Origin of the sequence: Bradyrhizobium aeschynomenes (assembly GCF_013178945.1) — a bacterium.
Classification (GTDB): Bacteria; Pseudomonadota; Alphaproteobacteria; order Rhizobiales; family Xanthobacteraceae; genus Bradyrhizobium; species Bradyrhizobium aeschynomenes.
The window spans coordinates 262,728-289,131 of record NZ_JABFDM010000006.1 but is presented as its reverse complement, the minus strand read 5'-3'; the positions used below and the strand labels follow the sequence as shown (position 1 = coordinate 289,131).

27 protein-coding genes are annotated in these 26,404 nt (G+C 65.7%); 19 read left to right on the top strand and 8 right to left on the bottom strand.

What is annotated here, in order from left to right; genetic code table 11:
• Window positions 1-12 precede the first annotated feature (12 nt).
• On the bottom strand, window positions 13-354 hold the full coding sequence (gene erpA, locus HL666_RS19520) for an iron-sulfur cluster insertion protein ErpA (RefSeq protein ID WP_172108553.1): 342 nt from the start codon (window positions 352-354) through the stop codon (window positions 13-15).
• 110 nt (window positions 355-464) lie between these two features.
• Between erpA and HL666_RS19515 the strand changes: the two genes are divergently transcribed.
• From HL666_RS19515 to surE, 12 genes are all read left to right on the top strand, one after another.
• Window positions 465-1,631 (top strand): deoxyguanosinetriphosphate triphosphohydrolase, encoded by a 1,167-nt coding sequence (locus HL666_RS19515; RefSeq protein WP_172133179.1) that lies wholly within the window; start codon window positions 465-467, stop codon window positions 1,629-1,631.
• Window positions 1,632-1,639: 8 nt separating this feature from the next.
• Window positions 1,640-3,436: an arginine--tRNA ligase gene (gene argS / locus HL666_RS19510; protein WP_172133178.1), complete on the top strand. Its 1,797-nt coding sequence runs from the start codon at window positions 1,640-1,642 to the stop codon at window positions 3,434-3,436.
• Between the two features lie 95 nt (window positions 3,437-3,531).
• A complete protein-coding gene (locus HL666_RS19505; RefSeq protein WP_172183035.1) occupies window positions 3,532-5,094 on the top strand; it encodes an SPOR domain-containing protein in 1,563 nt (520 codons plus the stop codon).
• A 42-nt stretch (window positions 5,095-5,136) separates the two neighbouring features.
• Window positions 5,137-6,165, top strand: coding sequence for a beta-N-acetylhexosaminidase (gene nagZ / locus HL666_RS19500; RefSeq protein WP_172183033.1), 1,029 nt, complete (start codon window positions 5,137-5,139; stop codon window positions 6,163-6,165).
• The gene (locus tag HL666_RS19495) at window positions 6,162-7,001 is read left to right on the top strand and encodes a segregation and condensation protein A (RefSeq protein ID WP_172108563.1); all 840 of its coding nucleotides are present in this window, start codon (window positions 6,162-6,164) and stop codon (window positions 6,999-7,001) included. The genes nagZ and HL666_RS19495 overlap by 4 nt, the downstream gene beginning before the upstream one ends.
• Window positions 7,002-7,020: 19 nt before the next feature.
• Window positions 7,021-8,172 (top strand): SMC-Scp complex subunit ScpB, encoded by a 1,152-nt coding sequence (scpB, locus tag HL666_RS19490; protein ID WP_172183031.1) that lies wholly within the window; start codon window positions 7,021-7,023, stop codon window positions 8,170-8,172.
• Between the two features lie 294 nt (window positions 8,173-8,466).
• Window positions 8,467-8,700 carry a twin-arginine translocase TatA/TatE family subunit gene (locus tag HL666_RS19485; RefSeq protein ID WP_172108567.1) on the top strand — a complete coding sequence of 78 codons (234 nt, stop codon included), beginning with the start codon at window positions 8,467-8,469 and terminating at the stop codon, window positions 8,698-8,700.
• A gap of 103 nt (window positions 8,701-8,803) precedes the next feature.
• Complete coding sequence (tatB, locus tag HL666_RS19480) at window positions 8,804-9,340, top strand: Sec-independent protein translocase protein TatB (protein ID WP_172183029.1); 537 nt, start codon at window positions 8,804-8,806, stop codon at window positions 9,338-9,340.
• Window positions 9,337-10,152, top strand: a complete 816-nt coding sequence (gene tatC / locus HL666_RS19475) for a twin-arginine translocase subunit TatC (RefSeq protein ID WP_172108571.1) — start codon at window positions 9,337-9,339, stop codon at window positions 10,150-10,152. The genes tatB and tatC overlap by 4 nt, the downstream gene beginning before the upstream one ends.
• Before the next feature lie 126 nt (window positions 10,153-10,278).
• On the top strand, window positions 10,279-11,604 hold the full coding sequence (gene serS, locus HL666_RS19470; protein WP_172108573.1) for a serine--tRNA ligase: 1,326 nt from the start codon (window positions 10,279-10,281) through the stop codon (window positions 11,602-11,604).
• Between the two features lie 97 nt (window positions 11,605-11,701).
• Window positions 11,702-12,058 carry a hypothetical protein gene (locus tag HL666_RS19465; RefSeq protein WP_172108575.1) on the top strand — a complete coding sequence of 119 codons (357 nt, stop codon included), beginning with the start codon at window positions 11,702-11,704 and terminating at the stop codon, window positions 12,056-12,058.
• A gap of 94 nt (window positions 12,059-12,152) precedes the next feature.
• Window positions 12,153-12,920 (top strand): 5'/3'-nucleotidase SurE, encoded by a 768-nt coding sequence (gene surE / locus HL666_RS19460; protein ID WP_172108577.1) that lies wholly within the window; start codon window positions 12,153-12,155, stop codon window positions 12,918-12,920.
• A gap of 9 nt (window positions 12,921-12,929) precedes the next feature.
• Here surE and HL666_RS19455 read toward each other — a convergent pair whose 3' ends face one another.
• Complete coding sequence (locus tag HL666_RS19455; protein ID WP_172108579.1) at window positions 12,930-13,313, bottom strand: response regulator; 384 nt, start codon at window positions 13,311-13,313, stop codon at window positions 12,930-12,932.
• 269 nt (window positions 13,314-13,582) lie between these two features.
• On the opposite strand from HL666_RS19455, the gene HL666_RS19450 reads away from it, so the two are divergent.
• Both HL666_RS19450 and HL666_RS19445 read left to right on the top strand, forming a co-directional pair.
• Window positions 13,583-14,230 (top strand): protein-L-isoaspartate(D-aspartate) O-methyltransferase, encoded by a 648-nt coding sequence (locus HL666_RS19450; RefSeq protein ID WP_172108581.1) that lies wholly within the window; start codon window positions 13,583-13,585, stop codon window positions 14,228-14,230.
• 107 nt (window positions 14,231-14,337) lie between these two features.
• Complete coding sequence (locus HL666_RS19445) at window positions 14,338-15,774, top strand: LysM peptidoglycan-binding domain-containing M23 family metallopeptidase (RefSeq protein ID WP_172183027.1); 1,437 nt, start codon at window positions 14,338-14,340, stop codon at window positions 15,772-15,774.
• 163 nt (window positions 15,775-15,937) lie between these two features.
• Here HL666_RS19445 and HL666_RS19440 read toward each other — a convergent pair whose 3' ends face one another.
• Complete coding sequence (locus HL666_RS19440; RefSeq protein ID WP_172183025.1) at window positions 15,938-16,942, bottom strand: ATP-binding protein; 1,005 nt, start codon at window positions 16,940-16,942, stop codon at window positions 15,938-15,940.
• 203 nt (window positions 16,943-17,145) lie between these two features.
• On the opposite strand from HL666_RS19440, the gene yajC reads away from it, so the two are divergent.
• The 5 genes from yajC to HL666_RS19415 all read left to right on the top strand — a co-directional run bounded on the left by yajC (window position 17,146) and on the right by HL666_RS19415 (window position 21,495).
• A complete protein-coding gene (yajC, locus tag HL666_RS19435) occupies window positions 17,146-17,514 on the top strand; it encodes a preprotein translocase subunit YajC (protein WP_172108587.1) in 369 nt (122 codons plus the stop codon).
• A gap of 83 nt (window positions 17,515-17,597) precedes the next feature.
• Window positions 17,598-19,199, top strand: coding sequence for a protein translocase subunit SecD (secD, locus tag HL666_RS19430; protein ID WP_172183023.1), 1,602 nt, complete (start codon window positions 17,598-17,600; stop codon window positions 19,197-19,199).
• 8 nt (window positions 19,200-19,207) lie between these two features.
• Entirely contained in the window at window positions 19,208-20,215 is a 1,008-nt protein-coding gene (gene secF, locus HL666_RS19425; protein ID WP_172133172.1) for a protein translocase subunit SecF, read from the top strand.
• A gap of 42 nt (window positions 20,216-20,257) precedes the next feature.
• On the top strand, window positions 20,258-20,635 hold the full coding sequence (locus HL666_RS19420; RefSeq protein WP_172108593.1) for an Mth938-like domain-containing protein: 378 nt from the start codon (window positions 20,258-20,260) through the stop codon (window positions 20,633-20,635).
• Window positions 20,632-21,495 (top strand): phytoene/squalene synthase family protein, encoded by an 864-nt coding sequence (locus HL666_RS19415; protein WP_172183021.1) that lies wholly within the window; start codon window positions 20,632-20,634, stop codon window positions 21,493-21,495. Before HL666_RS19420 ends, HL666_RS19415 begins: the two co-directional genes overlap by 4 nt.
• A 14-nt stretch (window positions 21,496-21,509) precedes the next feature.
• Here HL666_RS19415 and HL666_RS19410 read toward each other — a convergent pair whose 3' ends face one another.
• The 5 genes from HL666_RS19410 to HL666_RS19390 all read right to left on the bottom strand — a co-directional run bounded on the left by HL666_RS19410 (window position 21,510) and on the right by HL666_RS19390 (window position 26,254).
• Complete coding sequence (locus HL666_RS19410) at window positions 21,510-22,202, bottom strand: TauD/TfdA dioxygenase family protein (protein ID WP_172183019.1); 693 nt, start codon at window positions 22,200-22,202, stop codon at window positions 21,510-21,512.
• A gap of 241 nt (window positions 22,203-22,443) precedes the next feature.
• Window positions 22,444-23,334, bottom strand: coding sequence for a TauD/TfdA dioxygenase family protein (locus HL666_RS19405; protein WP_172183017.1), 891 nt, complete (start codon window positions 23,332-23,334; stop codon window positions 22,444-22,446).
• A 69-nt stretch (window positions 23,335-23,403) separates the two neighbouring features.
• Window positions 23,404-24,504 (bottom strand): AMP-binding enzyme, encoded by a 1,101-nt coding sequence (locus HL666_RS19400; protein ID WP_172133168.1) that lies wholly within the window; start codon window positions 24,502-24,504, stop codon window positions 23,404-23,406.
• Between the two features lie 7 nt (window positions 24,505-24,511).
• On the bottom strand, window positions 24,512-25,945 hold the full coding sequence (gene trmFO / locus HL666_RS19395; protein WP_172183015.1) for a methylenetetrahydrofolate--tRNA-(uracil(54)-C(5))-methyltransferase (FADH(2)-oxidizing) TrmFO: 1,434 nt from the start codon (window positions 25,943-25,945) through the stop codon (window positions 24,512-24,514).
• A 156-nt stretch (window positions 25,946-26,101) separates the two neighbouring features.
• Window positions 26,102-26,254, bottom strand: coding sequence for a DUF1127 domain-containing protein (locus HL666_RS19390; RefSeq protein WP_172108605.1), 153 nt, complete (start codon window positions 26,252-26,254; stop codon window positions 26,102-26,104).
• Between the last annotated feature and the right edge of the window lie 150 nt (window positions 26,255-26,404).

The following is a 26,404-nucleotide window of genomic DNA, read 5'->3' as shown; positions in this document are numbered from 1 at the left end:
CGAGAAGGGGGGTCAGACCGAGAAGCTGGTCCCGCAGCCGCAGGAGGCGGTGGCGTTGGGGTTGTTGATCCGGAACGAGGCGCCCATCAGATCGTCGACGAAGTCGACCTCGGAGCCAGCGAGGAACGGTACCGAGGCGGGATCGACCAGCACCACAGCGCGGTCGCGCGCGATGACCAGATCGTCGTCCGCCTTGGCGCGGTCGATGTCGAACTTGTACTGGAAGCCGGAGCAGCCGCCACCTTCGACCGAGATGCGCAGCATCGCGCCGGCCGTCTCCTTGCCGAGAATCTCGCCGATGCGGCGGGCGGCGCGTTCGCTGATGGTGACGGGGCCGGTCAGGGCATCAGTCATGGCAAATGGTCTCCGGAATGCTCGTCATGCCCTATTCATTTGGTGCCGGGCACTCCCCATAGTTAAGTGGGCTCCGGCCTGGAATCAAATCGCAAAGGAAACAATCGCTCGTGTCGGTCGGAATGGCTGCCCCCCGCGCCCCTTATTCCTGCGATCCGGATCGCAGCCGGGGCCGGCTGTTCGCCGAGCCGCCCTCGCGCACCCGCAGCCCGTTCCGGCGGGATTGCGACCGGGTGATCCATTCGACCGCCTTTCGAAGGCTGAAGCACAAGACCCAGGTGTTCGTCTTCCACGAAGGCGACCACTACCGCACCCGTTTGACCCATTCCTTGGAAGTCGCCCAGATCGCCCGCGCGCTGGCCCGCCAGCTCGGCCTCGACGAGGATCTGACGGAGACGCTCGCCTTGGCGCACGATCTGGGACATCCGCCGTTCGGCCATGCCGGGGAGCGGGCGCTCAACCGCTGCATGGCGGACCATGGCGGCTTCGACCACAATGCGCAGACTCTGCGCATCGTCACCTCGTTCGAGCAGCGCTACCCCGATTTCGACGGCCTCAATCTGAGCTGGGAATCGCTCGAAGGCATCGTCAAGCACAACGGGCCGTTGCAGGAGCCGATCCCCGCGGGCATTGCCGAGTTCAACGCCCGCTTCGATCTGGAGTTGTGGAGCTACGCCTCGCTGGAGGCCCAGGTCGCAGCGCTCGCCGACGACATCGCCTATGATGCGCACGATATCGACGACGGCCTGCGTGCGGGCCTGTTCACGGTGAACGACCTCAAGGAGGTCCCGCTGCTCGCGGCGATGATCGACGAGATCGACCGGCACTATCCTGGTCTCGACGACATCCGGCGCGGGGCCGAGCTGGTCCGCGAGCTGATCTCCTACCTGATTGCGGCCGTCGCGACTGAAGCCGAGCGCCGGATCGAGCAGGCGCAGCCGATGTCGCCGCTCGACGTGCGGCGCCAGAGTGGACCGCTGGTGGCGTTTCCGGCCGATGTCGCCGCGCACGAGGCCACCATCAAGGCGTTTCTCTGGCAGCGGATGTATCGGCACGAGCGGGTGATGCGGGTGATGCGCGACGCCGAGCGCATCGTCGCCGACCTGTTCGGCCGTTACCAGGAGGACGGCGCGACGCTGCCCGCGGGGTGGCTGGACGGCTGCGCGGGCGAGAGCGATCGCGCCCGCCGCATTAGCCACTTTATCGCCGGAATGACGGACCGGTTTGCGTTAACCGAGCACCACCGGCTTTTTGACTCGACTCCGGATTTGCGTTAGGCGGCGGCATGGTTGAACAAGCGTCCACCCCCTATCTTTTTGCCGACATGCTGGCCCGCGTGCACGCGATCTGCGCCGCGCTCGCCGAGCAGGGCGGCTGGCCCGCGGGCATCGATGTCTCGCGCGTGGTCGTCGAGCCGCCGCGCGATCCGAGCCACGGCGACATGGCCACCAACGCCGCGATGGTGCTCGCCAAGGAGGCGAAGGCCAAGCCGCGCGATCTGGCCGAACAGATCGCCGAACGGCTGCGTGCCGACGAACTCGTCGCCAAGGTCGATGTCGCGGGGCCCGGTTTCATCAACCTCACTTTGCAGCCGGTGGTGTGGGCAAAGGCGCTCGGCACCATCCTGCGCGAAGGCGCCGACTACGGTCGCGTTGCGCCGGTGCCGGGCGCACCGAAGGCGAACGTCGAATACGTCTCCGCCAATCCGACCGGTCCGATGCATGTCGGACATTGCCGCGGCGCCGTATTCGGCGACGCGCTGTGCAGCCTGTTGCAGTTCGCCGGCCGCGACGTCACCCGCGAGTACTACATCAACGATGCCGGCGCGCAGGTCGACGTGCTCGCGCGGTCCGCGTTCCTCAGATATCGCGAGGCGCTCGGCGAAGACATCGGCGCCATCCCGGACGGGCTGTATCCCGGCGACTATCTGAAGCCGGTCGGGCAGGCACTCAAGGCCGAGTACGGCGACAGGCTGAAGGCGATGCCTGAAGCCGAGTGGCTGCCGGTCGTGCGCGACAAGGCGATCGCGATGATGATGGCCGAGATCAAGGACGATCTCGCCGCGCTCAACATCCGGCATGATGTGTTCTTTTCCGAGCGCTCGCTGATCACCCAGGGCACCAACAAGGTCGCCGAGACCATCGATTTCCTGCGCGAGCGCGGCGACATCTACGAGGGAAGTCTCCCGCCGCCCAAAGGTAAGCCCGTCGAAGATTACGAAGACAGAGTCCAGACGCTGTTCCGCGCCACAGCCTATGGAGATGATGTCGATCGTCCGCTGATCAAGTCGGACGGCAGCTACACCTATTTCGCCTCCGACATCGCCAATCACCGGCACAAGTTCGAGCGCGGCTTCGCGGACCTCATCGACGTCTTTGGTGAGGATCACAAAGGCTACATCAAGCGCATGCAAGCAGCCGTGAAGGCAGTGAGTGCCGGACAAGCGGTTCTTGATGTGAAGATCGTGAATCTGGTCAAGCTTTTGCGCGATGGCGAGCCGGTGAAGATGTCGAAGCGCTCCGGCGACTTCGTCACCTTGCGGGAAGTTGTTGATGAAGTGGGGCGCGATGCGGTCCGTTTCATGATGCTCTACCGCAAGAACGACGCCGTGCTCGATTTCGACCTCGCGAAAGTCATCGAGCAGTCACGCGACAATCCCGTGTTCTACGTCCAGTATGGCCACGCGAGGGGGCATTCGATCTTCCGCAATGCCCGGGAGAGCGTCCGGGACCTGCCGGAGGAGGAGGGGGCGCGACTCGCCTATCTCCGCCAGGCGAAGCTGGAAAAACTGTCGGATCCGGCCGAGATCGACCTCTTGAAACGTCTCGCGCTGTACCCACGTACGGTCGAAGCCGCTGCCCTGGCGCATGAGCCGCACCGGGTCGCCTTCTACCTCTATGAACTTGCAAGCGAATTTCACGCCCTCTGGACGCGGGGGCGGGATTTGCCCTATTTACGCTTCATTATCGATGATGATGCAGAATTGACCAAGGCACGTTTGGCCATGGTTCAGGGCGTCGTCTCGGTTCTGGCGTCGGGACTTGCCATCTTGGGCGTTAATGCTCCTGATGCAATGCGCTGATTGGGGGAAACACGCGACTTCAGTTGGGGGCCTCAATCTGGCAGGGTCCGCCTTAGGACGCATATGCGGCTCACCCGCAGGGACGCTTCAAAACGATGGCTGATCGTTACCAGGACAGACCCTTTCCCGCTGATGGTTTTGGCCGCGGTGGAAACCAGTCGGCTGATGCTGATCCGCTCGCCGAGCTCGCCCGTCTGATCGGGCAAAACGATCCTTTCGCAGCTTCCGGTCGGGCCACACCTCAGTCCCAGCCGCGTCCGATGGCCCGGCCTGCCGCACCTGCTCCCGAGCAGCCGGCCGCCGGCATGCCTCCGGCCGGCGCTCCGGCCTGGATGCAGCGCGCCCAGCCCGCCGCGGCCAATCCGTTCGCCGACATGGGGCGCGAGCCGCAGCAGCCGGCGCCAGCGCCGCCGGCATTTCCCGCCGGCTATCAGGATCCACGCGGCCAGCCGGGCTTCCCCGAGCCGGATTTCGCGCCCGCAGCCGCCGCTCCCCGGCAGCCGCAGGGTTATCCCAACGCCGAGTTCGCCGACCAGCTGTCCAAGCTGGATTACAGCGTCGGCGAGTCGCGCCACGGCTTTGCTGAGAATGACCGCGACTACGACCGCGGCAACGGCTTTGACGACAACGAGCAGGACTCATCGCGCTACGACGACGCGCTGTTTGGCCAGATGGGATCCGGTCAACAGGGGTTTCAGGGCGACAACGACTTCCAGGACGGCCAGTACGGCTATCAGGACGGCTATGACGAGGGCGAGGAAGAGGAACGGCCCCGCCGCCGCAGCGGTATGAGCACGGTGCTCGCGGTGCTGACCCTCGCGGTGGTCGGAACCGGCGGCGCCTATGGCTACAAGACCTACATCTCGTCCGGCCGCACCGGCGAGCCGCCGATCATTCGCGCCGACAACAGCCCGACCAAGATCATGGCGCAGCAGGACCTGACGCCGAAGGTGCCGGATCGGCTGCTGGGCAATGACGGCGGCGAGAAGCTTGTGTCCCGCGAGGAGACGCCGATGGATCTGAATACGCGCGGCGGCGGCAACCCCCGTGTCGTTTTCCCGCAGATGAGCCAGAACGGAGCCCCGCCGCCGAGCGCCGGAGCGGCTCCGATGTCGCAAATGGCCAACGCCAACGGCATCCTGCCCAACTCTGATCCGCGTCCGATCAAGACGCTGTCCGTGACCGGCGGCAACCAGGCGGCGGCAGATCCCGGCGGCGCGGCGATGCCGGCGGCGCCTGCGACAAAGCCCCCGGCGACGCCGAAGGGCCGCAAGTCACCGGCCAATGCCAATGCGTCGGCGGCCGAGAGCCCGATGCCGCTGACGCCGCAACCGGCCACGCCGGCGCCCGCGCGCATCGCGGCGGCCGTGCCGGTCACCGAACAGACCCAGCCGGAGCGAACCGGTGGTTATCTCGTTTCGATCTCGTCGCAGGCCAGCGAGGCCGAGGCGATGACATCCTACAAGGCCGTGCAGGACAAATACGGCGCCGTGCTCGGCAAATATGAGCCGATCATCAAGCGCATGGACCTGGGCGAGAAGGGCGGCGTCAAGTACCGCGCCGCCGTCGGCCCCTTCGCGACGAAGGAAGAGGCCAACAAGATGTGCGGAACGTTGAAAACTGCCGGCGGTCAGTGTTTCCCGTTTAGCAACAATTAAGGCTCGCTTGACCGCCCGGAAGGCGGGGTCTATGCGGCCCGCATGACCATGCGGGCTTTCATTACCGGCGTCGCCGGGCTGGACCTCACCGACGCCGAGCGCGCGTTCATCCGCGATGCGAAGCCTTGGGGCTTCATCCTGTTCAAACGCAACGTCCAGTCACCCGCTCAAGTGACTGCGCTCGTTGAGGAATTAAGGAATTGCGCGGATCGCACCGACGCCCCCGTGCTGATCGACCAGGAAGGCGGCCGGGTGCAGCGGCTTGGCCCGCCACACTGGCCGGCCTATCCCGCCGGCGTGGTGTTCGATCGGCTCTACGACCTTGATTCGGCCGCGAGCCTTCGCGCCGCCTGGCTCAGCGCCCGCCTGATCGCCGACGATCTGAATCAGTTGGGGATTACCGTGGACTGCTTGCCACTGGCCGACGTGCCGGTCGCCGGCGCCGATGCCGTCATTGGCGATCGCGCCTATGGCACGACACCGGCCAAGGTGGCGGCGATCGCCCGGGCGGTGACGGAGGGGCTGGAGCAGGGCGGCGTGCTGCCGGTGCTCAAGCACATCCCCGGGCACGGCCGCGCCACCGCCGACACCCATTTCCGGCTGCCGACGGTCGACACCCCGGAAGCGGAGCTCGACGCAACCGATTTCGCCGCCTTCCGACCGCTATCCGACCTGCCGATGGCGATGACTGCACATGTTGTGTTTAGCGCAATCGACGCCGCCCATCCGGCCACGACTTCTGCGACAATGATTCAGCGGGTGATTCGCGAGCGGATCGGGTTCCAGGGTTTGTTGATGAGTGATGACGTTTCCATGAACGCACTGGCGGGATCGATCGCCGAGCGCACGCGCGCGATCGTCGCGGCGGGCTGCGACATGGTTCTGCATTGCAACGGCAGACTGGACGAGATGCAGGCCGTCGCCGCCGAAACGCCGGAGCTTGCGGGACAGGCTTTGGCACGGGCCGATCGCGCGCTCGCGGCGCGCAAGGCACCCGCAAGCTTCGATCGCGGCGCGGCGCGCGCCGAGCTCGACGCCCTGATCAACCGGCTGGGACCAGCGAGCGCATGACCGCGGAAATTCTGTCGTTTGAAACCGGCCGGCCCACAACGGAGCTGGCCGAGGCCGAACCGGCGTTGGTCGTCGACGTCGAAGGCTATGAAGGCCCGCTCGACCTTCTGCTCGCGCTGGCGCGCCAGCAGAAGGTGGACCTCGCTAAGATCTCGATCCTGGCGCTGGCCGATCAGTATCTCCAGTTCATCGAGGCCGCGCGGAAGATTCGGCTCGAGCTCGCCGCCGACTATCTCGTGATGGCGGCCTGGCTCGCGTTTCTGAAGTCGCGCCTGCTATTGCCGGAGCCGCCGGCGCAGGAAGGGCCGAGCGCCGAGGAGATGGCGACGGCGCTGGCCAATCGGCTGCGGCGGCTGGAGGCGATCCGCGAAGCTGCGAATCGTTTGATGAACCGGCCGCAGTTCCAGCGCGACGTGTTCCCGCGCGGCAATCCCGAACAGATCGCCGAGGTCCGCCACCCCAAGTTCACCGCGACCCTGTTCGACCTGCTGTCGGCCTACGCCATTCAACGGCAGTCGCGCGTCGTCACTTCGGTGCATATGGCCAAGCGAACCGTGTGGTCGCTGGCGGAGGCGCGTGCTTCGCTCGAGCGTCTGGTCGGCATGACCGAGGTCTCGGACGATTGGGGATGTCTCGACGACTACCTGCTGGACTATGTCGTCGAGCCTGCACAGAAGGCCACCGTCTTCGCATCGAGCTTTGCGGCCGTCCTCGAGCTGGTCCGCGAAGGCAAGCTCGAGCTGAACCAGAAGCAGGCGTTCGCGCCGCTGTATTTTCGTAAGCGTCCACCGAACCAGCCCGGCGCCATGGCTGCGCCGGACTTGACGGTTGAGTAACGAAGAAGGAGACCCTGCCATGGCAAGCTTGGCGGAACTGCGCATGGAAGAGCCCGACGAGATCGCGACGAGCGAGCCTGAGGTGCGCCCCGAAGAGTTGCGCATCCTCGAGGCACTGCTGTTCGCCGCGGCCGAGCCGCTCGAGCAGGCCACGCTCGCCAAGCGCATGCCCGAAGGTGTCGACATCAAGGCCGCGCTGGCGCAGCTGCAGGCGGAATACGCCACCCGCGGCGTCAACCTCGTGCGCGTCGCCAACAAATGGACCTTCCGCACCGCTGGCGATCTCGCTTGGCTGATGACGCGCGAGAGCACCGAAACGCGCAAATTGTCGCGTGCCGCGATCGAGGTGCTGGCCATCGTCGCCTATCATCAGCCGGTGACGCGGGCCGAGATCGAAGAGATCCGCGGCGTTGTCACCTCCAAGGGGACGCTGGACGTTCTGCTGGAGACCGGCTGGATCAAGCCGCGTGGCCGCCGCAAGACCCCGGGCCGGCCTCTGACGTTCGGCACCACCGACGCGTTCCTGGCGCAGTTCAGCCTGGAGACGCTCGGCGATCTGCCGGGCCTGGAAGAGTTGAAGGGCACGGGCCTGTTGGATTCGCGCCTGCCCACCGGCTTTACCGTTCCGACGCCGTCCGATGATCCGACGCTCCGCGAGGACGAGGAGCCGCTGGACCCGGGCGATCTCGATCTGGCGCTCGCGCCGGCGGTCGAGGCCGAGCCTCGCGACGCCGATGGCGCGGAAGCGGAATCGTCAGAGGCGGAAACGGCTGTTGCCGAAGCTGGCCTCGTCGAGACCGCTGTCATCGACACGCTGACCGAAACAGCAGAGGCGGCAGCGGCAGAGGCCGAGATGGCCGTTCTGGACGATGAGGCGACGTCGCAACTCGCCGTCGGTGATCTGGAGATCTCGACTTCAGACGCGGAGGGCGAGGTCGTTGAGACGAGCAACGAGATCCAGGAGTCTCTCGTCGAGGAGCTCGATGCCGAGGAACTCGTCGGCGAGCAGGATGATGCGCCCGTTGCCGAACTGGTCGATCTTTCGGCCGATACCGTGGATGAGACGGAAGCTCGGGGCGAGGAAGCAACCGATGCCGAACGCGATATCGACGCGGCGGATGACGAAGACGACCGCGATACCGACGAGGACGGTTCGTCGCACCGGGAGTAGCGGAAAGGAACGGCTCCCTGGGCGCCGTTAACACTCGCGTTATTACGTAGGTCCGCCCCCGATTTGGCGGACCTTAAGCGCTTGTTTTTGGGGGCGCTGACGCCTACCTTCCGGCCAGATCGGGCTCTCCGCGCGCCGCTTTCGGCTGATTGCCGCCATGGTTCAGGTTGCTGTTTCGCAATCGAATGCTAGAAGCGAAGTGTCGCGGGCAAGTCCATGGATATGGCGCGATTTCGGCGGTAGCGTCGACGGGCAGTCGGGTGAAGGCTGCGCCGGTGTTTGGAGGGTTGCAGGATGGGTTCGCTTAGCATTTGGCACTGGATCGTGGTGATCGCGGTCGTCCTGCTCCTGTTCGGGCGCGGCAAGATCTCCGATCTGATGGGCGACGTCGCGCAAGGCATCAAGGCCTTCAAGAAGGGCATGCAGGACGACGACAAGGCGCCGGAGAAGACCGAGCCGGTCAAGTCGATCGACCATGGCACCACGCCTTCGGCCACCCGCACGGATGTCGGCAGCAAAGCCGTTTGATCTGCGCGTGAAAGGCGCGGGCGGCGCGCGCTCCCGCAAGGGGCGGACCTGCTCGGACGGGCAGGGCGGGAACAGAGGCGTCGTCGCGTAGGCGGAATGTTACATGTTCGATATCGGGTGGAGTGAGCTGCTCGTCATTGGGGTCGTCGCGCTGATTGCGATCGGCCCCAAGGAGCTTCCCGGCGTCCTGCGCATGGTCGGGCAGTGGATCGGCAAGGCCCGCCGGATGGCCTCGGAGTTCCAGGGGCAGTTCCAGGAGGCCATGCGCGAGGCCGAGATGGCCGACCTCAAGAAGAGTTTTGACGAGGTCAAGGAAGCCGCGAGCGGTTTCTCCCCCAGCGGCATGATGTCGTCGCTGCAACGCGACGTCGACAAGGCGCTGGACATCGAGGGCATCGACAAGCCGGCAGAGCCGGCGGCACCGGCATCGGACGCGGTTGCCGTCTTACCTGAGACGCCGGTGACCCCCACCACACCTGAGCCTCCAACCGCCGAGACCTTCGTTGAAGCCGAGGCCCATCAGGCCGTAGGCGAACCGCTGGCCATCGTGCGCGAGATCAAGCCCGAGCCGCAGCCGCACCCTGCCGATGCGGCTGCGCCGGCTGAGGCCGAACGTCTGAAGGACGCCAAAGCGTCATGACCGTCGAAGATATCGAGGCCAGCAAGGCCCCGTTGATGGATCACCTGATCGAGTTGCGGTCGCGGCTGATCAAGGCGCTGCTCGGCTTTGGCATTGCCTTCATCTTCTGCTTCTTCTTCGCCAAGCAGATCTACAATATCCTGGTGCTGCCGTTCGTCTGGGTGGCGGGCGCGGAGAACAGCAAGTTCATCTACACGCAGCTGCTCGAATACTTCATCACGCAGCTGAAGCTCGCGATGTTCGGCGCCGGCTTCATCTCGTTCCCGATCGTGGCGACGCAGGTCTACAAATTCGTCGCGCCCGGTCTCTATCGGCACGAGCGCAACGCGTTCCTTCCCTATCTGGTGGCGACGCCCGTGTTCTTCGTGCTCGGAGCGGCGCTGGTGTATTTCATCGTGCTGCCGATGCTGGTCCGGTTCTCGCTCGGCATGCAGCAGCTGGGCGGTCCGGATACTGCACAGATCGCGTTGTTGCCGAAGGTCGGCGAATATCTGTCGCTGATGATGTCGCTGATCTTCGCGTTCGGCATCGCCTTCCAGCTGCCGGTCATCCTGACCCTGCTCGGCCGGATCGGCATCGTCACCTCGCAGATGCTGCGGGAGAAGCGGCGCTATTTCATCGTGATCGCCTTCATCATCGCGGCCGTGCTGACCCCGCCCGACGTGCTCAGCCAGGCCTCGCTGGCGCTGCCGTTGCTGGCGCTCTACGAGGGCGCGATCATCGCGGTCAGCATCGTCGAGAAGCGGGCGGCTGCGGCCAAGTCCGGCTCGTCGTCAGGATCGGGCAATCTGCCGGCCAATCCGTCCGAATAGGCGGTCTGCCGCCCGGGCCTGTCCCGGGCTTGCCTGTTCCCATCCGCTGCCATTCGCGGTAGTGCAGGCCGGCCTGTGACCCAGGGCGACTCGCCGACATCTTTTCGTTCCAGGGACCGAACGACCATGCACGACATCAAATCGATCCGCGACAATCCGCAAGGTTTCGATGCGGCGCTGACGCGCCGGGGTCTGTCGCCCTTGTCGTCGCAGCTCCTGGCCATCGACGAGCGGCGTCGCGCGGCCATCCTGGCCTCCGAGCAGGCGCAGGCGCGGCGCAACGCGGCCTCCAAGGAGATCGGCGAGGCCAAGAAGGCCAAGGACGACGCGCGCGCATCCGCGCTGATGGAGGAGGTCGCCAAGCTCAAGACGACGATGCCTGAGCTCGAGGCCGCCGCCAAGCAGGCCGACGACGAGCTCGCGCGCGAGCTCTCGGCGATTCCCAACCTGCCGCTCGACGAGGTGCCCGACGGCAAGGACGAGCACGACAATATCGAGCGTCATGTGTTCGGCGCGAAGCGCAACTACGCCTTCGCGCCAAAGCCGCACGACGAGATCGGCGCGGCTCTTGGCATGGACTTCGAATCGGCGGCAAAGCTGTCCGGTGCGCGCTTCGTCGTGCTGAAGAAGGGGCTGGCGCGGCTGGAGCGCGCGATCGGGCAGTTCATGCTCGACCTGCACACCACCGAGCACGGCTACACCGAGATCAATCCGCCGCTGCTGGTGCGCAACGATGTCATGTTCGGCACCGGGCAGCTGCCGAAGTTCGAGGACGACCAGTTCTGGGCGGTGCGGGGCGAACTGCTGATCGCGCCGGATGAGCGGCTCAAGACCGATCGCCTCGGCCTCATTCCGACGGCCGAGGTCGCTTTGACCAACCTGGTCCGCGAATCCATCGTGGACGAGAAGGAGCTGCCGATGCGGCTCACGGCGCTCACGCCGTGCTTCCGCGCCGAGGCCGGCGCTGCCGGACGCGACACCCGCGGCATGATCCGCCAGCACCAGTTCACCAAGGTCGAGCTGGTGTCGATCACGACGCCGGAGACGAGCAAGGACGAGCATGAGCGCATGCTCGCCTGTGCCGAGGAGGTGCTGCGCCGGCTCGATCTGCATTATCGCGTCATCACGCTGTGCACCGGCGATATGGGCTTCTCGTCGCAGAAGACCTACGACATCGAGGTCTGGATGCCGGGGCAGGGCGACGGCGGCGCCTTCCGCGAGATCTCCAGCTGTTCGGTCTGCGGCGACTTCCAGGCCCGCCGGATGGATGCGCGCTACCGCGCCGGCGATGGCAAGCCGCGCTTCGTGCACACCTTGAACGGCTCCGGCACCGCGGTCGGCCGCGCGCTGATCGCCGTCATGGAGACCTATCAGCAGGCGGACGGCTCGATCGCGGTTCCCGACGTGCTGCAGCCTTATATGGGCGGCCTCAAGGTGGTGGTGGCGGAGTAGGCGGGAGGAGAACCGCGGCCGGCCGGCGGCGCTTGCGCAGCGTCCGCCAAATCGTATGCTCGATGCCGTTCAGCGACAGCTTGTCAGAACGGGCGCCATGGCACTGCATCGGGATATTTTCTGGATCGGACGGCAATGGGCCGTCACTGGCTCCGGCATCCAGGCGGTCGATCAGCGCCTCAAGGGTGCGTTCGACATCGACCGCGCTGCGGTGTGGAAGGACGGCCTGATCGAGTCCCTGCGTGACCAGACCTGGTTCAACGCCGCCGATTTCGAGAAGGCGCTGGGTGTCGCGCGCGGCCGGTTTCCTGCCGAGCCGCCAACGACGGCCGCGGCGCCGGCGCCGTCCTCCGCGAAGGCGGTCGATGCCTCTGCCGTACCCAACGTCTCGCTCCGGCTGGACGCGCGAGGGAAGCTCGCCCGGTTCCTGCCGCAGTGGCGAATCCGGCCTTGAGCCGCTCGGCGCGGGCGAAGAGGCGGGTTTGCCTCGATGCTGCGCAGCAGATAAGACACCCTCGCAATCGGCTTGAACGGGATGGAAGGGCGACATGCGGATTCTCTGCACCAATGACGACGGGATCCATGCGCCGGGTCTGAAGGTGGTCGAGGAGATCGCACGCGCATTGTCGGACGACGTCTGGATCGTGGCGCCCGAACTCGACCAGAGCGGCGTCTCGCATTCGCTCTCGCTCAACGATCCCCTGCGGCTGCGCGAGGTCGGCCCGCGCCACTTCGCCGTGCGCGGTACGCCGACCGACTGCGTCATCATGGGCGCGCGGCACATTCTCGGGGAGAAGCTTCCGGACCTCGTGCTGTCCGGGGTGAACAAGGGCCGCAACGTCGCCGAGGATGTCGTCTATTCCGGCACCATCGCCGGCGCGCTCGAAGGCACCATCCTGGGCCTGCCGTCGTTTGCGCTGTCACAGGAGTTCAGCATCGCCACCCGCGACAAGCCGTCGTGGGATACCGCGCTCAAATTCGGCCCTCAGATCGTGCGCAAGGTGCTCGAAGCCGGCGTGCCGAAGAACACCGTGATCAACGTCAACTTTCCGTCCTGCGCGCCCGACGATGTCCGAGGCATTGTGGTGACCCGCCAGGGCAAGCGCAATCTCGGCTTCCTGAAGGTCGACGAGCGCCGCGATGGCCGCGGCAATCCCTATTTCTGGATCGGCTTCGACCGCGCTGCGGCGCTGGACGTGCCCGACGAGGGGACGGATCTTGCCGCGCTGGCGGCGCGTTACGTGTCGGTGACGCCGTTGCGGCTGGATCGCACCGATGAGGCGTTCTCGGGCAAGCTCAGCGACATTCTCGGCTGAGCCGGGTCGCTAACCCTGCGACTCCGCCCCGCGCAGGGCGTGCTCGATCGCCTTGCTGAGCGTCTCGAGCTGGAACGGCTTCTGCAGCGCCGGCCGGTCGCGATACTCCTCCGGAAGGCCGGACGAACCATAGCCGGTTGCGAAGATGAAGGGGCGATTGCGGGCCTTGATGAGATCGGCCACCGGCGAGATGACCTTGCCGTTGACGTTGACGTCGAGGATGGCGACGTCGAAATAAGTGCTCTCCGCGAGCCGCATCGCCTCGCCGATCTCGCCGGCCTCGGCCGCGACGGTGTAGCCGAGCTCTTCGAGCATGTCGGCGACCATCATCCTGATCATGACCTCGTCTTCAACCAGAAACACAGAGCCGCGTGGCGGCCGCGGTGCAGTCATGATGTCAGTCCTTGCCCATACCCGATGTGACGCTCGCAAATAACGGCTCGTGGCGCAACGTCAACCACGTCGTCAAACCGTGACCTTGCCGCGCGGGCAAAATCGCCCGGAAGGTGAACGAACTCGACCGCCGATGGTTCCTCGCCGAGCCGATCGATGTGTCTGCGCAAGAATGAGCTGCGGGGTGATCGCGGGTGCGGTCGAATTCGCTGCGCAACAGGCGGAGGATGCTCTAAATTGGAGCCAGGCGAACAACCCGAAACGGCGCGATGCCCCCGACCCCTCCGCCCGAAAAGATGATGTTTCAGCTGACCCTGCGCCGTCGCGGGATCAGCGACCAGGCTGTCTTGCGTGCGATGGAAGAGGTGCCGCGGGAGGAGTTCGTCCTGCCGGCCGACCGTCCCGACGCCTATCGCGACAGCGCGATGGCGATCGCCTGCGGGCAGACGATCAGCCAACCCTTCGTCGTCGCCTATATGACCGAGCAGTTGAAGCTGCAGAAGTCTCACCGCGTGCTCGAAATCGGCGCCGGATCCGGATACCAGGCCGCGATCCTCTCCCGGCTGACCGCGAGCGTCCTGACGGTCGAGCGATTCCGAACCCTGGCCGACAAGGCGCGGGAGCGGCTGGAGAAGCTGAACTGCTTCAATGTCGAGGTGATGCTGGGCGACGGCTACGCCCTGCCGCCGGGGGCTGGCCTGTTCGACCGCATCATCGTCACTGCTGCGATGGACGAGATTCCCCAGGTTCTGCTCGACCGGCTGGAGCCGGACGGTATCCTGATCGCGCCTGTCGGGCCCCAGCATGGCGTCCAGACCCTCGTCAGGGTCACGCGAGACGGCGATCGTTTCGATCGCAAAGAGCTTGTCGACGTCCGATTTGTGCCGGCAATTCCGGGGATTGCGCGCGAACTCTAAAGGAGCGGATCAGCAATCTGCACAACGCTTTATTCGCGGCTTAAGCGCTTATTTACCGCGGCTGTGTTTACTCGAATTCGTTGTTTGTTGCGTACGAGTGAGTAACCATGCCCGCTATCGTCGAGTTGCCTCGCTCGCGCCGCCTGCCGCAGGTTGCGGCGTTGGCGCTGATGTCGTTCGGCGTTGCCGGCTGCAGCGCCGATATGTCGACGCGGCTGTCGCAGACGCAAAATCCCTTTTCAAACCCCTTTGCTTCCGACTCCACCGGCTCGGTTCAGGCGCAGCCGGCCCGGCAGCACCAGCAATACACCCCGGCGCCCGCGCCGGTGCCGACCTATTCGTCTTCGGCGCTGCCGCCACCGGCCGTCGGGGCGCCGCAATCTTATCCGTCCGGCGGTAGCCCGGGAGGCGTCGCGTCCGGCGGTCGCGGCGTGGCGTCCTACGCGCCGCCTGCGTCGGTCCCGGCGCCTCAGGCCTATGCGCCGCCGGCCCATTCTTACGCCGCTCCGGCCCGCCCGCAGCTCGAGACCACCGGTACGGTGCCGCCGCGCTCGGTCGCTGCTGCGCGTCCCCCGGCCGGCACGAAGATCATCGTCGGCACCAGCGATACGCTCGATATCCTTGCCCGGCGCTATCGCGTCACGCCGGCTGAGATCCTGGCCGCCAACGGCTACAAGGGGCCGCGTGCGTTGTCGCCGGGACAGCAACTGATCATTCCGCATCCCGGCACCGTCGCGGCTGCGCCAGCGGTGCAGCCGGTCGCAACGCCGGTTGCTGCGGCTCCGACGGCGCCGCGGCACATGGCGGTCGCGGCGCCCGCCACGCCGTCCACCGTCCACTTCGTCAATCGCGGCGACACGCTTGCCAGCATCGCGCGCCAGAATCACCTCTCGGCCGCGGAGCTCGCGCGTGCCAACAATCTCGATCAGGCTTCGCCCCTGAAGCTCGGTGCCAGGCTGACCGTCCCTGGCAAGGTCGCAGCGGTTGCTGCGCCCGTGGCTCCGGTCGCAACCGTTCCCCAGGCCGTTGCGACCGTGCCCGCCCCGGTCCCGACCACGCGGGTGGCGACGGCGGGTCCGGTGCAGAGCGCCCGGCTGGCCCAGGCCAATCCGGCGCCCGAGAAGGAGGAGGAGCCGGCGCGCCCGGCCGAGACCACGAGCTCGCTGCCGACGTTTCGCTGGCCGGCGCGCGGCAAGGTGATCACGAGCTATGGCGCCAAGACCAATGGCAAATCCAATGACGGCATCAATATCGCCGTGCCCGAGGGCACCCCGGTGAAGGCTGCCGAGGATGGCGTCGTGGCTTACGCCGGCAATGAATTGAAGGGTTACGGCAACCTGGTCCTGGTGCGGCATTCCAACGGCTATGTCACCGCATATGCCCATGCGAGTGAGCTGATGGTGAAGCGCGGTGATCCGATCAAGCGCGGCCAGGTCATTGCCAAGTCGGGTCAATCGGGTGAAGTCGGATCGCCGCAGCTCCACTTCGAGATCCGCAAGGGTTCGTCCCCGGTTGACCCGCTGCAATTCCTCAATGGGGCATAGGCGAGAGCGCCTGCCGCCGTCCGGTGCTAGGGCTCGCCTTTCGGCGAGCCCTTCTAGTTTGGGCTAGTTTGGGCGGGGAGATCGCCGCAATCACGGTGGCTGAGGCTGGCTGAGTGCCACGCATCCAGACGTCGTCGCCCGCGAGGGCTGGCGAAGTTCGCCGTTACCTCGCGCTCAGCCGCACGCCGAGCCGGCCGGCGAGGTCCTGTGTGAATTGCCAGGCAACGCGGCCCGAGCGCGAGCCGCGCGTCGTGGCCCATTCCAGCGCCTCGCGCTCCAACTGATCCTCGGCGACCGCGATGTCGAAATGGCTGCAATAGCCTCGGACCATCGCGAGGTACTCGTCCTGGCTGCAGCGGTGGAAACCAAGCCACAGGCCGAAGCGGTCCGACAGCGAGACCTTCTCCTCGACCGCTTCGCCCGGATTGATCGCGGTCGAGCGCTCGTTCTCGATCATGTCGCGGGCAAGCAGGTGGCGGCGATTCGAGGTTGCGTAGAGAATGACATTCTCGGGCCGGCCCTCGATGCCGCCTTCGAGCACCGCCTTCAGCGACTTGTAGGATGCATCATTGCCGTCGAACGACAGGTCGTCGCAGAACACGATGAAGTGGAACGGAGCGGCACGCAGGATGTCCATCAGCGCCGGCAGGCTCTCGATGTCCTCGCGGTGGATCTCGATCAGCTTCAGGCGGTCGGCCGGCTTGCGCGCGACGTTGATGCTGGCATGGGCGGCCTTCACCAGCGACGACTTGCCCATGCCGCGCGCGCCCCACAACAGGGCGTTGTTGGCGGGCAGGCCGTTGGCGAAGCGCTCGGTGTTCTCGATCAGGATGTCGCGCATCCGGTCGATACCCTTGAGCAGATCGATCTCGACGCGGCTGACGCGCGGCACGGTCGAGAGCCGGCCGTCCGGATGCCAGACGAAGGCGTCGGCGGCATTCAGGTCGAGCGCAGGTGCGGCACCCGCATGAGTTGCGGCCAGATGCGCCGCGATCGCTTCCAGCGCGCGGGCGATCCGCTCCGGCGTGTCGTCGGCAGCCGCGCCGGCGGGACGTTTTGCCGCGACCTTCGACGGCTCTTGCACCGCTGAACGGGGGGGCTTGGCGACGGGTCTGGCGATCGTTTTGGCGGGGCCGCGGGGCGGGGCTTTGACTGGTTTTTTCGACATGCTGCAAGTTCCTGATGAGGCAGCCATATCGGGCCTCGCGGGCGGCCGCAAGCGGGGCGAAATGAAGGGCCGGGCGCCTTGCTATTGGGACCGCGGCCGTTATATTCCGCGCGAAATTCGCAAGAGGCCGGCCCGCGCCGAGAGCAGCGTGGTTCGCCGGCTATTTCCGTCTCACCGGGCACTGGCCCTCGAGGATCGACCGCATGCTGATTACCCCTGCCTATGCCCAGGCCGCCGGCGCTGGCGACACCAACAGCATGCTGATGTCGCTGCTGCCGTTCGCGCTGATCTTCGTGATCATGTACTTCCTGATCCTGCGGCCGCAGCAGAAGAAGGTCAAAGAGCACGCCGATCTCGTCAAGAACGTCCGCCGCGGCGACACCATCGTGACCCAGGGCGGCCTGGTCGGCAAAGTCACCAAGGTCGTCGATGACGACCAGGTCGAGTTCGAGATCGCAGACGGCATCCGCGTGCGCCAGATGCGCCAGATGATCACGGGCGTCCGCACCAAGGGCGAGCCCGCCAAGGCGGATGCGAAGGACGACAAGAAGGACGAGAAGGCCGCGAGCTGATTTCGGCTTGGCCGGCGCCGGGCCGGTCGTCCTCCGATGTTCTGATTTTCCGGGCCGGCTTTCGGCCCCTACGGACAACCTCGATGTTGTATTTCACGCGGTGGAAGGCGCTGGGCATCATCCTCACGGCGCTCGTGGTGTGCCTGTGCGCGGTGCCCAACTTCTTTCCCGAAGCGACGGTGAAGACCTGGCCCGCCTGGGCGCAGCGTCATATCGTCCTGGGTCTCGACCTGCAGGGCGGCTCCTATCTGCTGCTCGAAGTCGACTCCAACTACGTCAAGAAGGAACGGCTCGATTCCGTGCGCGATGACGTGCGCCGGACGCTCCGCGATGCCAAGATCGGCTACACCGGATTGGCGAGCAAGGGTGACGGCGTCGAGGTCCGTATCACGAAGGATGCCGACGTCCCGACCGCGCTGTCCAAGCTGCGCGATCTCTCCCAGCCACTTGGCGGCCTGCTGGGATCGAGCGGCCAGCGCAGCCTCGAAGTCAGCGACGCCGGCGGCAGCGTGATCAGGCTGGTGATCCCGCAGGCCGCAATCACCGAGCGCGTCCGCCAGACGATCGAGCAGTCGATCCAGATCGTCGAGCGCCGCATCAACGAGCTCGGCACCGTCGAGCCGGTGATCCAGCGCCAAGGCACCGACCGCATCCTGGTGCAGGTGCCCGGTCTGCAGGATCCGACCCAGCTGAAGAACCTGCTCGGCCGGACCGCGAAAATGGAATTCCGCATGGTCGACACCACGGTGTCGCCCGAGCAGGCGCTGCAAGGGCGGGTGCCGTCGGATTCCGAAGTGCTGCAGAGTGCCTCGCCGCCGAACCAGCCTTATGTCGTGAAGAAGCAGGTGCTGGTTTCCGGCGGTGATCTGTCCGACGCGCAGACCGGTTTCGACCAGCGCACCAACGAGCCGATCGTCTCGTTCCGCTTCAACTCGGCCGGCGCCCGCAAATTCGCGCAGGCGACGACCGAGAATGTCGGCCAACCGTTTGCAATCGTCCTCGACAACAAGGTGATCTCGGCACCGGTCATTCGCGAGCCGATCACCGGCGGTTCGGGCCAGATCTCCGGCAATTTCACCGTGCAGTCGGCCAACGAACTGGCGATCCTGCTGCGCGCCGGCGCGCTGCCGGCGCCGCTGACGGTCATCGAGGAGCGCACTGTCGGTCCCGGACTCGGCGCCGACTCGATCGCCAAGGGCGAGCTCGCCTCCTACGTCGGCTCGATCCTGGTCATCGTGTTCATGCTGGTGACCTACCGGCTGTTCGGCGTGTTCGCCAACATTGCCGTGATGGTCAACGTCGCGATGATCTTCGGCGTGCTGTCGCTGCTCAATGCCACGCTGACGCTGCCCGGCATCGCCGGCATCGTGCTCACCGTCGGCATCGCGGTCGATTCCAACGTGCTGATCTACGAGCGCATCCGCGAGGAGCTGCGCGGCGGCCGCAACGCGATCTCGGCGATCGACGCCGGCTTCAAGCGGGCGCTGGCGACCATTCTCGACTCTAACATCACCACCTTCATCGCCGCCGCCGTGCTGTTCTACATCGGCACTGGTCCTGTGCGCGGCTTTGCCGTGACTCTCGGCATCGGCATCCTCACCACGGTCTTCACCGCCTTCACGCTGACCCGTCTGATCGTCGCGGCGTGGGTGCGGTGGAAGCGGCCGCAAAGCGTGCCAATCTAGGAGCTAAAGTGACACACTGGGTTCTCATCGGGCTTGGCATCCTGATCGCGGTGCTGACGGTGGTCAGCGCGCTCGGCCTGCTGCCGTCGCTGCGCATCGTTCCCGACGACACGCATTTCGATTTCACGCAGTTCCGGCGCATCAGCTTTCCGATCTCCGCGGCGCTGTCGATCCTCGCGATCGTGCTGTTCTTCACCCACGGTCTGAACCTCGGCATCGACTTCCGCGGCGGCAGCTTGCTGGAGGTGCGATCCAAGTCGGGTCCCGCCGACATCGCGGGCATGCGCGCGACGCTGGCCAAGCTCGAGCTCGGCGAGGTGCAACTGCAGCAGTTCGGCGGGCCGGAGGGCGTGCTGATCCGCGTGGCCGAGCAGCCCGGCGGCGACGCCGCGCAGCAGGAAGCCGCCAACAAGGTGAAGGCGGCGATCGGCGATTCCGTCGAGTATCGCCGGGTCGAGGTCGTCGGTCCGCGCGTCTCCGGTGAGTTCCTGGCCGTCGGCATGCTCGGCCTGATGCTCGCGATCGTCTCGATCCTGATCTATCTCTGGTTCCGGTTCGAGTGGCAGTTCGCGCTCGGCGCCATGATCGCCAACGTCCACGACATCGTGCTGACGATCGGCTTCATGTCGATCAGCCAGGTCGATTTCGACCTCACCAGCATCGCGGCGCTGCTGACCATTCTCGGCTACTCGCTCAACGACACCGTCGTCATCTACGACCGTATCCGCGAGATGCTCAGGCGCTACAAGAAGATGCCGATGCCTCAGCTGCTCAACGAGTCGATCAATTCGACGCTGTCGCGCTCGATCATCACCCACGTCACCGTCACCCTGGCGCTGCTCGCGCTGCTGCTGTTCGGCGGCCCGGCGATCCACAGCTTCACCGCTGTGATGATGTTCGGCGTCGTGCTGGTCGGCACCTACACCTCGATCTTCATCGCTGCACCGATCCTGATTTATCTCGGCGTTGGGACGATCCGGGGTGACCAGGTCGACGAGCCGAAGAAGAAGCCCTGATCAGCCATTGGACCCGGATCGGGGTTGAGAGGTTGGTCTCGCATGTCAGCTGACACGCCACATTTCCCGCGGTCCGCGCCGATCGACGGCTATGGCAAAGGCGGCTTCGCCTTTGCCGACATGTCGCATCGCGGCTCGCTGCTGTGCCTGCCGGATTCGATCTGGGCCTGGGACGTCACCCAGCCGAGTCAGATCGACCGCTATGCGCTGCAGCGCGTGTTCGATGCCGCGAACAAGATCGACACGCTGATCGTCGGGACCGGGACCGAGGTCTGGATCCCGCCGACGCCGTTGCGCTCGGCGCTGCGCAGCGTGAACGTCGTACTCGATGCGATGCAGACCGGACCGGCCATCCGCACCTACAACGTCATGATCGGCGAGCGGCGCCGGGTTGCGGCGGCGCTCATTGCCGTCCCATGAGCCAGACCAGCGCTGACAGCGATGCCGCGTTCTGTGCCGGCCTCGTGCGGGAGCATGATTTCGACCGCTACGCCTCGACCTTGTTCGTCGGGCCGGAGATCCGACGGGCATTGCTGTCGCTCTATGCGTTCAACGTCGAGGTCACCCGGATTCGCGATCTGGTAACGCAGCCGCTGCCGGGCGAGGTTCGCCAGCAATGGTGGCGCGACACCTTGACCGGTCATGAGCATGGCGGCGTCGAAGGCAATCCCGTTGCCGCTGAACTTCTGCACACCGTAGAGCGGTACGCTCTTCCGATCGAGCGGCTGACGCGTCTGGTCGACGAGCATCAGTTCGATCTCTACAACGATCCCATGCCGACCATGGCCGCGCTCGACGGCCATCTCGGCGATACGCGCGGGACGCTGTTCGCGCTCGCCGCGCAAATTATCGCGCCGCCCTTCGCCGACGCGGATCATCTGGCGCATCACGCGGGAATCGCACTCGGAGTCATGCAGGTGATTGCATCGCTGCCGCGGGATGCCGCTCACAGGCAGCTCTATGTGCCGCTTGATCTCCTTTCCCAGCATGGCGTCGGCCAGGAAGAGATCTTCGCCGGCAAGCCGACGCCAGCGATCCTGGCCCTGCTGGCCGATCTGCGCGTGCAGGCCCGGCAGCATCTGGATCACACGATGGAGCTGGCGCGGGAGGCTCCGCCCGCCGTGCGGCCGGCTCTATTGCCGCTGGCGTTGGTTCGTCGCGACCTGATGTGGGCTGAGCGCCGCAACGACGATCCGTTCCAGCCGCATCCCCGCTCACGCCTCGCGACGCTTTGGACGCTGTGGCGCGCAGCGAGGACGGCAAGCTACCGCGGACGTTGACGCCTTTCGCGGGCTCACGCCGTAGGCATCGCGTTCCAGAGCGGCGGGCTATGCAGGAGGCGCGGCATGTCGCGCGCCTCGTGGCGGTGGATCGTGCAGCGGGTATCCCAGACGACGAGATCGCCGGGCTCGCAGCTGTGGGTCCAGCTGACCTCGGGCCGCTCGGCAAGCTGCCAGAGATCATCGAGCAGGGCATCGGACTCGCACCCGTCGAGCCCGACGACGGAGGAACGCCGGCGCTGTCCGAGTGCCAGCATCGAGCGGCCCGTATCGGCATGAATGCCGACCAACGGATGCACCGGACCTGCGATGGTGGTGCGGCGACCGTCGTCGGCGGTGTCGGTGGTGAGATGGCGAATCTTCAGATGAGCGACCCGGCTGCGCAACGCGGGCGAGAGCGCGTCATAGGCGGCGTAGAGGCTGCAGAACGACAGCCTGTCGCCGAACGTGGTGCCGGGGGACGTGTAGATCAGATCGGCGTGGCCGAAGCGCCTGCTGAAGGCGGAGATGTCGCGCTCGCCGAGGCGCTGGCCGCGCACCAGCAGCACCTGGTGCTTGAGCAGCGCGCGCATGAAGGAGGCGAATGCCCAGTCGTCGAAGGATCTGAGATCGACGTTGCAGACCTCGGCGCCGAGCGCCTTTCCCGTCGGGAGGACCTGGACGAGGCTGCTTTCAGCGCTTCGAGCAACGTTGCTTCTGAGACTCACGTGCGTCATCTCCCAAGTTTCACCAGCGCTTGGAATCAACCATCGTAATTTGTCGGGGGTGTTTCGGCTCGGAGGCAATTCGCGGAAGGATCGCGGCACGATCTGCCGATTGTCGGCACACTCTGCCGCTCTGAGTCGGAAATTGGACGCTTCAAGGCGGCGCGCGAGGAAATATCAAGCAACCTGCAACTCATTCGCAGGCATCTGATGCTTCAGCGGGCGCATCAGCTGCGCGAGCGAATCAGCGCGGCCGCTGCATTCCCTTGATCTGGGTCCGATGCATGATTCGCCGCGCATGATCATCGAACGGATCGCGCCGATGCATCGTCGAGCGATTGTCCCAGATGACGAGATCGCCGACCTTCCACACATGTTGCCAAGCGACGTCCGGGCGCGCGACGTAGGTCCACAATTCGTCGAGCAGCGTCTCCGACTCGGCAAGCTCCAGGCCGATCAGATACGCGTTGCGACGGCGTCCGAGATACAGCATCTGCCGGCCGGACTCGGGATGCGTGCAGACCAGCGGATGAATGGCGCCGGGCGAGGTCCGCGGATCATCCGTCGGCGTGACGCCCTGACGGACGAAGCCGCCGCTGTTGTAGGTGCCGTCATGCTTGATCTCGAGATCCGCGATACGGCGCTTCAGCTCGGATGGAAGCGCGTCATAGACGGCGTACATGCTGCAGAACGAGGTGTTGCCGCCCACGGGCGGAATCTCCAGCGCATAGAGCGCACTCGCGATCGGCGGCCTGTCGAGATATGACATGTCGGTGTGCCACACCGCTTCGCCCGCGCCGAGGCTGCCGATGGCCTCGCCATTCACCTTCACATTCGAGACGATGTAGATCTCGGGCAGTCCGTCGACGAAGCGGCGTCCATTCTCCTGCACCGGCGCCCAGTCGAGATCGCCGAAGCGGCGGCTGAAGGCGATCAGATCCTGGTCCGACAGATTTTGGCCGCGCACCAGCAGCACGGAATGTTGGTGGAAGGCGCGGAGCAGGGCGCTGAACCCCGCGTCGTCCAGATGTTTGAGGTCGACGTGCCGGACCTCGGCACCGAGCTGCCTGCCCGTCGGAACGATTTCCATGCGGGATGACTGGGAGGCCGTGTCCGCGCGGGTTTCGACGTTCATGGTCCAATCCTCCCCAACGACATCGCAGCTTTGCAGGATACAGCCGGCGGCCTGCGAAGTCTCGTCTGCTCAGGCCGAGGGCAACTTCAGGTCCGCCTCGAAATTGAACCGGTCGCGCAGGTTTTTCCGCGAATCGAGGATGTCCTTCAGGAACGCGCGATCGCTGTCGCTGGTGAGCATCGGCTCGATCAGGTCGATCTGGTTCATCGCCACGAGTTGCAGCAGCTCGGTGCGGGGCCGGCCGCTGGCGTCGCGCGGCAGAGCGTGGACGACCTGGATGTGCTCCGGCGGCTTTGGGCCCCTGGCGGCCGCGAGCTCGTCTTGCAACTGAGTTTCAAGCGCAGACTGCTCCGCCTCGACGAAAGCATAGAGGCCGACGCCGGTGCGGCGATCGGCGAAGGCGACGATCGCTGCGTCGCGCACGCCGGGATTCCTGCGGATCAGCTCCATGAGCACCGGCGCGTCGTTCACCAGCCGCCGGCCACCACCTTCGCGGTCGGTGAAGTTGAAGATGCCGCGAGTGATTGCGCGGTAGACCTTCTTGCCCGTCATCAGCCAGATGCGTGCGAACAGCGATTTCCGCGCCAGGATCTTGCGCTCTTTCGGCGTCAGCGCGTCGGGCGCGTAGGTGCGCTTGTGCTTGAGCAGGTGGCGCAGATCCTCATAGGCCGCGATCCGGAACAGCCGGCTGCGACGCGAGAAGCATGCGGCGAGCTGGAAGTCCGTCACGTAGCAATGGCCGTCGTGGCCGACCAGCCAGTTCTGCTCCTTGGCGAGGTCGTTGTGCGTGATCCCGGCGCGATGCAGCCGGCGCATCATCTGCTTGGCCGAGCGGAAATAGGCGACGCTGCCGTGCGGCTTGGCCAGATGCAGAGCCACGCCATTGATGAAGCCGCGCACCAGCGCGCGATCTCCCGCCCACAACAGATCGGGCCCGGCGCTGAGTCCCTTGGCGAGCGTCAGCGCCTTGCGCTCGCGCGCGAACAGATGACGCGCCAGCACGAACGACCACCACGGCACCTCGTCGAGCCGGCGTAGCACCGCATCGACATCGCCGGCCTCGGTCTTGAAGCGGCCACGCTCCACGGTCGAGAACACATCGCGCTTGAGCAGCACGCCTTCGCTCCAGCGCGCCGCCAGCAAGGCAGAGTCGGTCTTCGGCAAGCTCATCGGACTCTCACGCAGCGGCCGCAACGCGCAGATGCTCGGCGATCCAGCGGTCGAGATCCGCCAACGCGCGGGCGCTCATCGCCTGCTTCTTTGCGATCGTCTTCTCGTTGCCCTTCAGCCGTGTCCCATCCGGCTTTCGCGTCGGAGCGGTCGCCAACGGCGGGAACAGGCCGAAATTGATGTTCATCGGTTGGAACGAGCGGGTCGGACCGTCGACCGTCTCGATATGGCCGCCGGTGATGTGCCCGAGCAGCGCGCCGAGCGCCGTCGTCGGGGGCGGCGGCAGCAGATTGGCACCACGCACCTCCGCAGCGGCGTATAGCCCTGCGATCAATCCGATGCTCGCCGACTCCACATAGCCCTCGCAGCCGGTCATCTGGCCGGCAAAGCGCAGCCTCGGCTGCACGCGCAGGCGCAACTGCTGATCGAGCAGCTTTGGCGAGTTCAGAAACGTGTTGCGGTGCAGGCCGCCGAGGCGGGCGAACTCCGCGTTTTCGAGGCCGGGAATGGTGCGGAAGATCTGCTGCTGCGGCCCGTATTTCAGCTTCGTCTGGAAACCGACCATGTTGTAGAGCGTGCCGAGCTTGTTGTCCTGGCGCAGCTGCACGATCGCGTACGGCTTGACCGTCGGGTCGTGCGGATTGGTCAACCCGACCGGCTTCATCGGGCCATGCCGCAGCGTCTCGTGGCCGCGCTCCGCCATGACCTCGATCGGCAGGCAGCCGTCGAAATAGGGCGTGTTGGTCTCCCACTCCTTGAAGTCGGTCTTTTCACCTGCGAGCAAGGCGGCGACGAAGGCATCGTACTGCTCCTTCGTCATCGGGCAGTTGATGTAATCGGCTCCGGTGCCGCCTGGACCAACCTTGTCGTAGCGCGACTGGAACCAGGCCTTCGACATGTCGATCGTGTCCTTGTGGACGATCGGCGCAATGGCATCGAAGAAGGCGAGCGCCGTCTCGTCGGTGAGGTCACGGATCGCCTCGGCCAGCGGTTGCGCGGTGAGGGGACCGGTCGCGACGATGACGCTGCTCCAATCGACGGGCGGAAGGCCGGAGATCTCGCCGCGGCTCAGCTCGATGCGGGGATGCCCTTCCAGAGCCGCAGCGACGGCCGCCGAGAAGCCATCACGGTCGACCGCCAGCGCACCACCGGCCGGGACCTGGTTGGCGTCGGCGGCGCGCATGATCAGCGAGCCGAGCCGGCGCATCTCCGCATGGAGCAGGCCGACGGCGTTGTTGGCGGCATCGTCGGAGCGGAATGAGTTGGAGCACACGAGCTCCGCCGGCGTGGCGGTCCGATGCGCCTCGGTCATGCGGTCGGGGCGCATCTCGTGCAGCACCACGTCGACTCCAGCCTCGGCGAGCTGCCAAGCGGCTTCAGAGCCGGCGAGGCCGGCGCCAACGACGTGGACGGTATTGGAAGGTGATTTGGTGCCTGTCATGCGCGGGACAGGTAGCGCTTTTCCTCACCGCTGCAAATGCGCCAGTGCGGTTCAGTGCGAGAAACCGGGCGCGTGTGTCACGTGCGGGAAGGCCTGAAAACGGCAACGCCCGCAGCGAGGCGGGCGATGTCCGGTCGATATCGGAAGAGGGCTTGATCAGCCGTTGTATTGGCCAGCGGCAACGCGCGGAATGTCCGAACGATCGAGACCGATGTCGGCGAGTTCGCGATCGCTGAGCTGCGACAGCTCGGCAACGTTGCGCTGATACTCACGGAACGCCTGGACCATGCGGATGAGCGAGAGCAACATGAAAATTCTCCTTAAGTTCGCGATTCAGTTCTTCATGTGAACCTCATCGTTGAAATGAACATAGAAGAGATTGTTGCGATGCGGAAGCGCTGATGTTGCGATGCAGCTAAACCGTCGGCGCATAGCTTGTGTAACGCTTGAGTAAGAATC

Coding starts and splice junctions, on each gene's coding strand:
- HL666_RS19440 (WP_172183025.1), bottom strand. CDS start 16,942: ATGTCGAAAAAACCAGTCAAAGCCCCGCCCCGCGGCCCCGCCAAAACG.
- HL666_RS19445 (WP_172183027.1), top strand. CDS start 14,338: ATGCCCGCTATCGTCGAGTTGCCTCGCTCGCGCCGCCTGCCGCAGGTT.
- HL666_RS19450 (WP_172108581.1), top strand. CDS start 13,583: ATGCCCCCGACCCCTCCGCCCGAAAAGATGATGTTTCAGCTGACCCTG.
- HL666_RS19455 (WP_172108579.1), bottom strand. CDS start 13,313: ATGACTGCACCGCGGCCGCCACGCGGCTCTGTGTTTCTGGTTGAAGAC.
- erpA (WP_172108553.1), bottom strand. CDS start 354: ATGACTGATGCCCTGACCGGCCCCGTCACCATCAGCGAACGCGCCGCC.
- HL666_RS19405 (WP_172183017.1), bottom strand. CDS start 23,334: ATGAACGTCGAAACCCGCGCGGACACGGCCTCCCAGTCATCCCGCATG.
- HL666_RS19505 (WP_172183035.1), top strand. CDS start 3,532: ATGGCTGATCGTTACCAGGACAGACCCTTTCCCGCTGATGGTTTTGGC.
- HL666_RS19465 (WP_172108575.1), top strand. CDS start 11,702: ATGGCACTGCATCGGGATATTTTCTGGATCGGACGGCAATGGGCCGTC.
- surE (WP_172108577.1), top strand. CDS start 12,153: ATGCGGATTCTCTGCACCAATGACGACGGGATCCATGCGCCGGGTCTG.
- trmFO (WP_172183015.1), bottom strand. CDS start 25,945: ATGACAGGCACCAAATCACCTTCCAATACCGTCCACGTCGTTGGCGCC.
- serS (WP_172108573.1), top strand. CDS start 10,279: ATGCACGACATCAAATCGATCCGCGACAATCCGCAAGGTTTCGATGCG.
- argS (WP_172133178.1), top strand. CDS start 1,640: ATGGTTGAACAAGCGTCCACCCCCTATCTTTTTGCCGACATGCTGGCC.
- HL666_RS19390 (WP_172108605.1), bottom strand. CDS start 26,254: ATGTTGCTCTCGCTCATCCGCATGGTCCAGGCGTTCCGTGAGTATCAG.
- tatB (WP_172183029.1), top strand. CDS start 8,804: ATGTTCGATATCGGGTGGAGTGAGCTGCTCGTCATTGGGGTCGTCGCG.
- HL666_RS19495 (WP_172108563.1), top strand. CDS start 6,162: ATGACCGCGGAAATTCTGTCGTTTGAAACCGGCCGGCCCACAACGGAG.
- scpB (WP_172183031.1), top strand. CDS start 7,021: ATGGCAAGCTTGGCGGAACTGCGCATGGAAGAGCCCGACGAGATCGCG.
- HL666_RS19420 (WP_172108593.1), top strand. CDS start 20,258: ATGTCAGCTGACACGCCACATTTCCCGCGGTCCGCGCCGATCGACGGC.
- yajC (WP_172108587.1), top strand. CDS start 17,146: ATGCTGATTACCCCTGCCTATGCCCAGGCCGCCGGCGCTGGCGACACC.
- tatC (WP_172108571.1), top strand. CDS start 9,337: ATGACCGTCGAAGATATCGAGGCCAGCAAGGCCCCGTTGATGGATCAC.
- nagZ (WP_172183033.1), top strand. CDS start 5,137: ATGACCATGCGGGCTTTCATTACCGGCGTCGCCGGGCTGGACCTCACC.
- HL666_RS19400 (WP_172133168.1), bottom strand. CDS start 24,504: ATGAGCTTGCCGAAGACCGACTCTGCCTTGCTGGCGGCGCGCTGGAGC.
- HL666_RS19485 (WP_172108567.1), top strand. CDS start 8,467: ATGGGTTCGCTTAGCATTTGGCACTGGATCGTGGTGATCGCGGTCGTC.
- HL666_RS19415 (WP_172183021.1), top strand. CDS start 20,632: ATGAGCCAGACCAGCGCTGACAGCGATGCCGCGTTCTGTGCCGGCCTC.
- secD (WP_172183023.1), top strand. CDS start 17,598: ATGTTGTATTTCACGCGGTGGAAGGCGCTGGGCATCATCCTCACGGCG.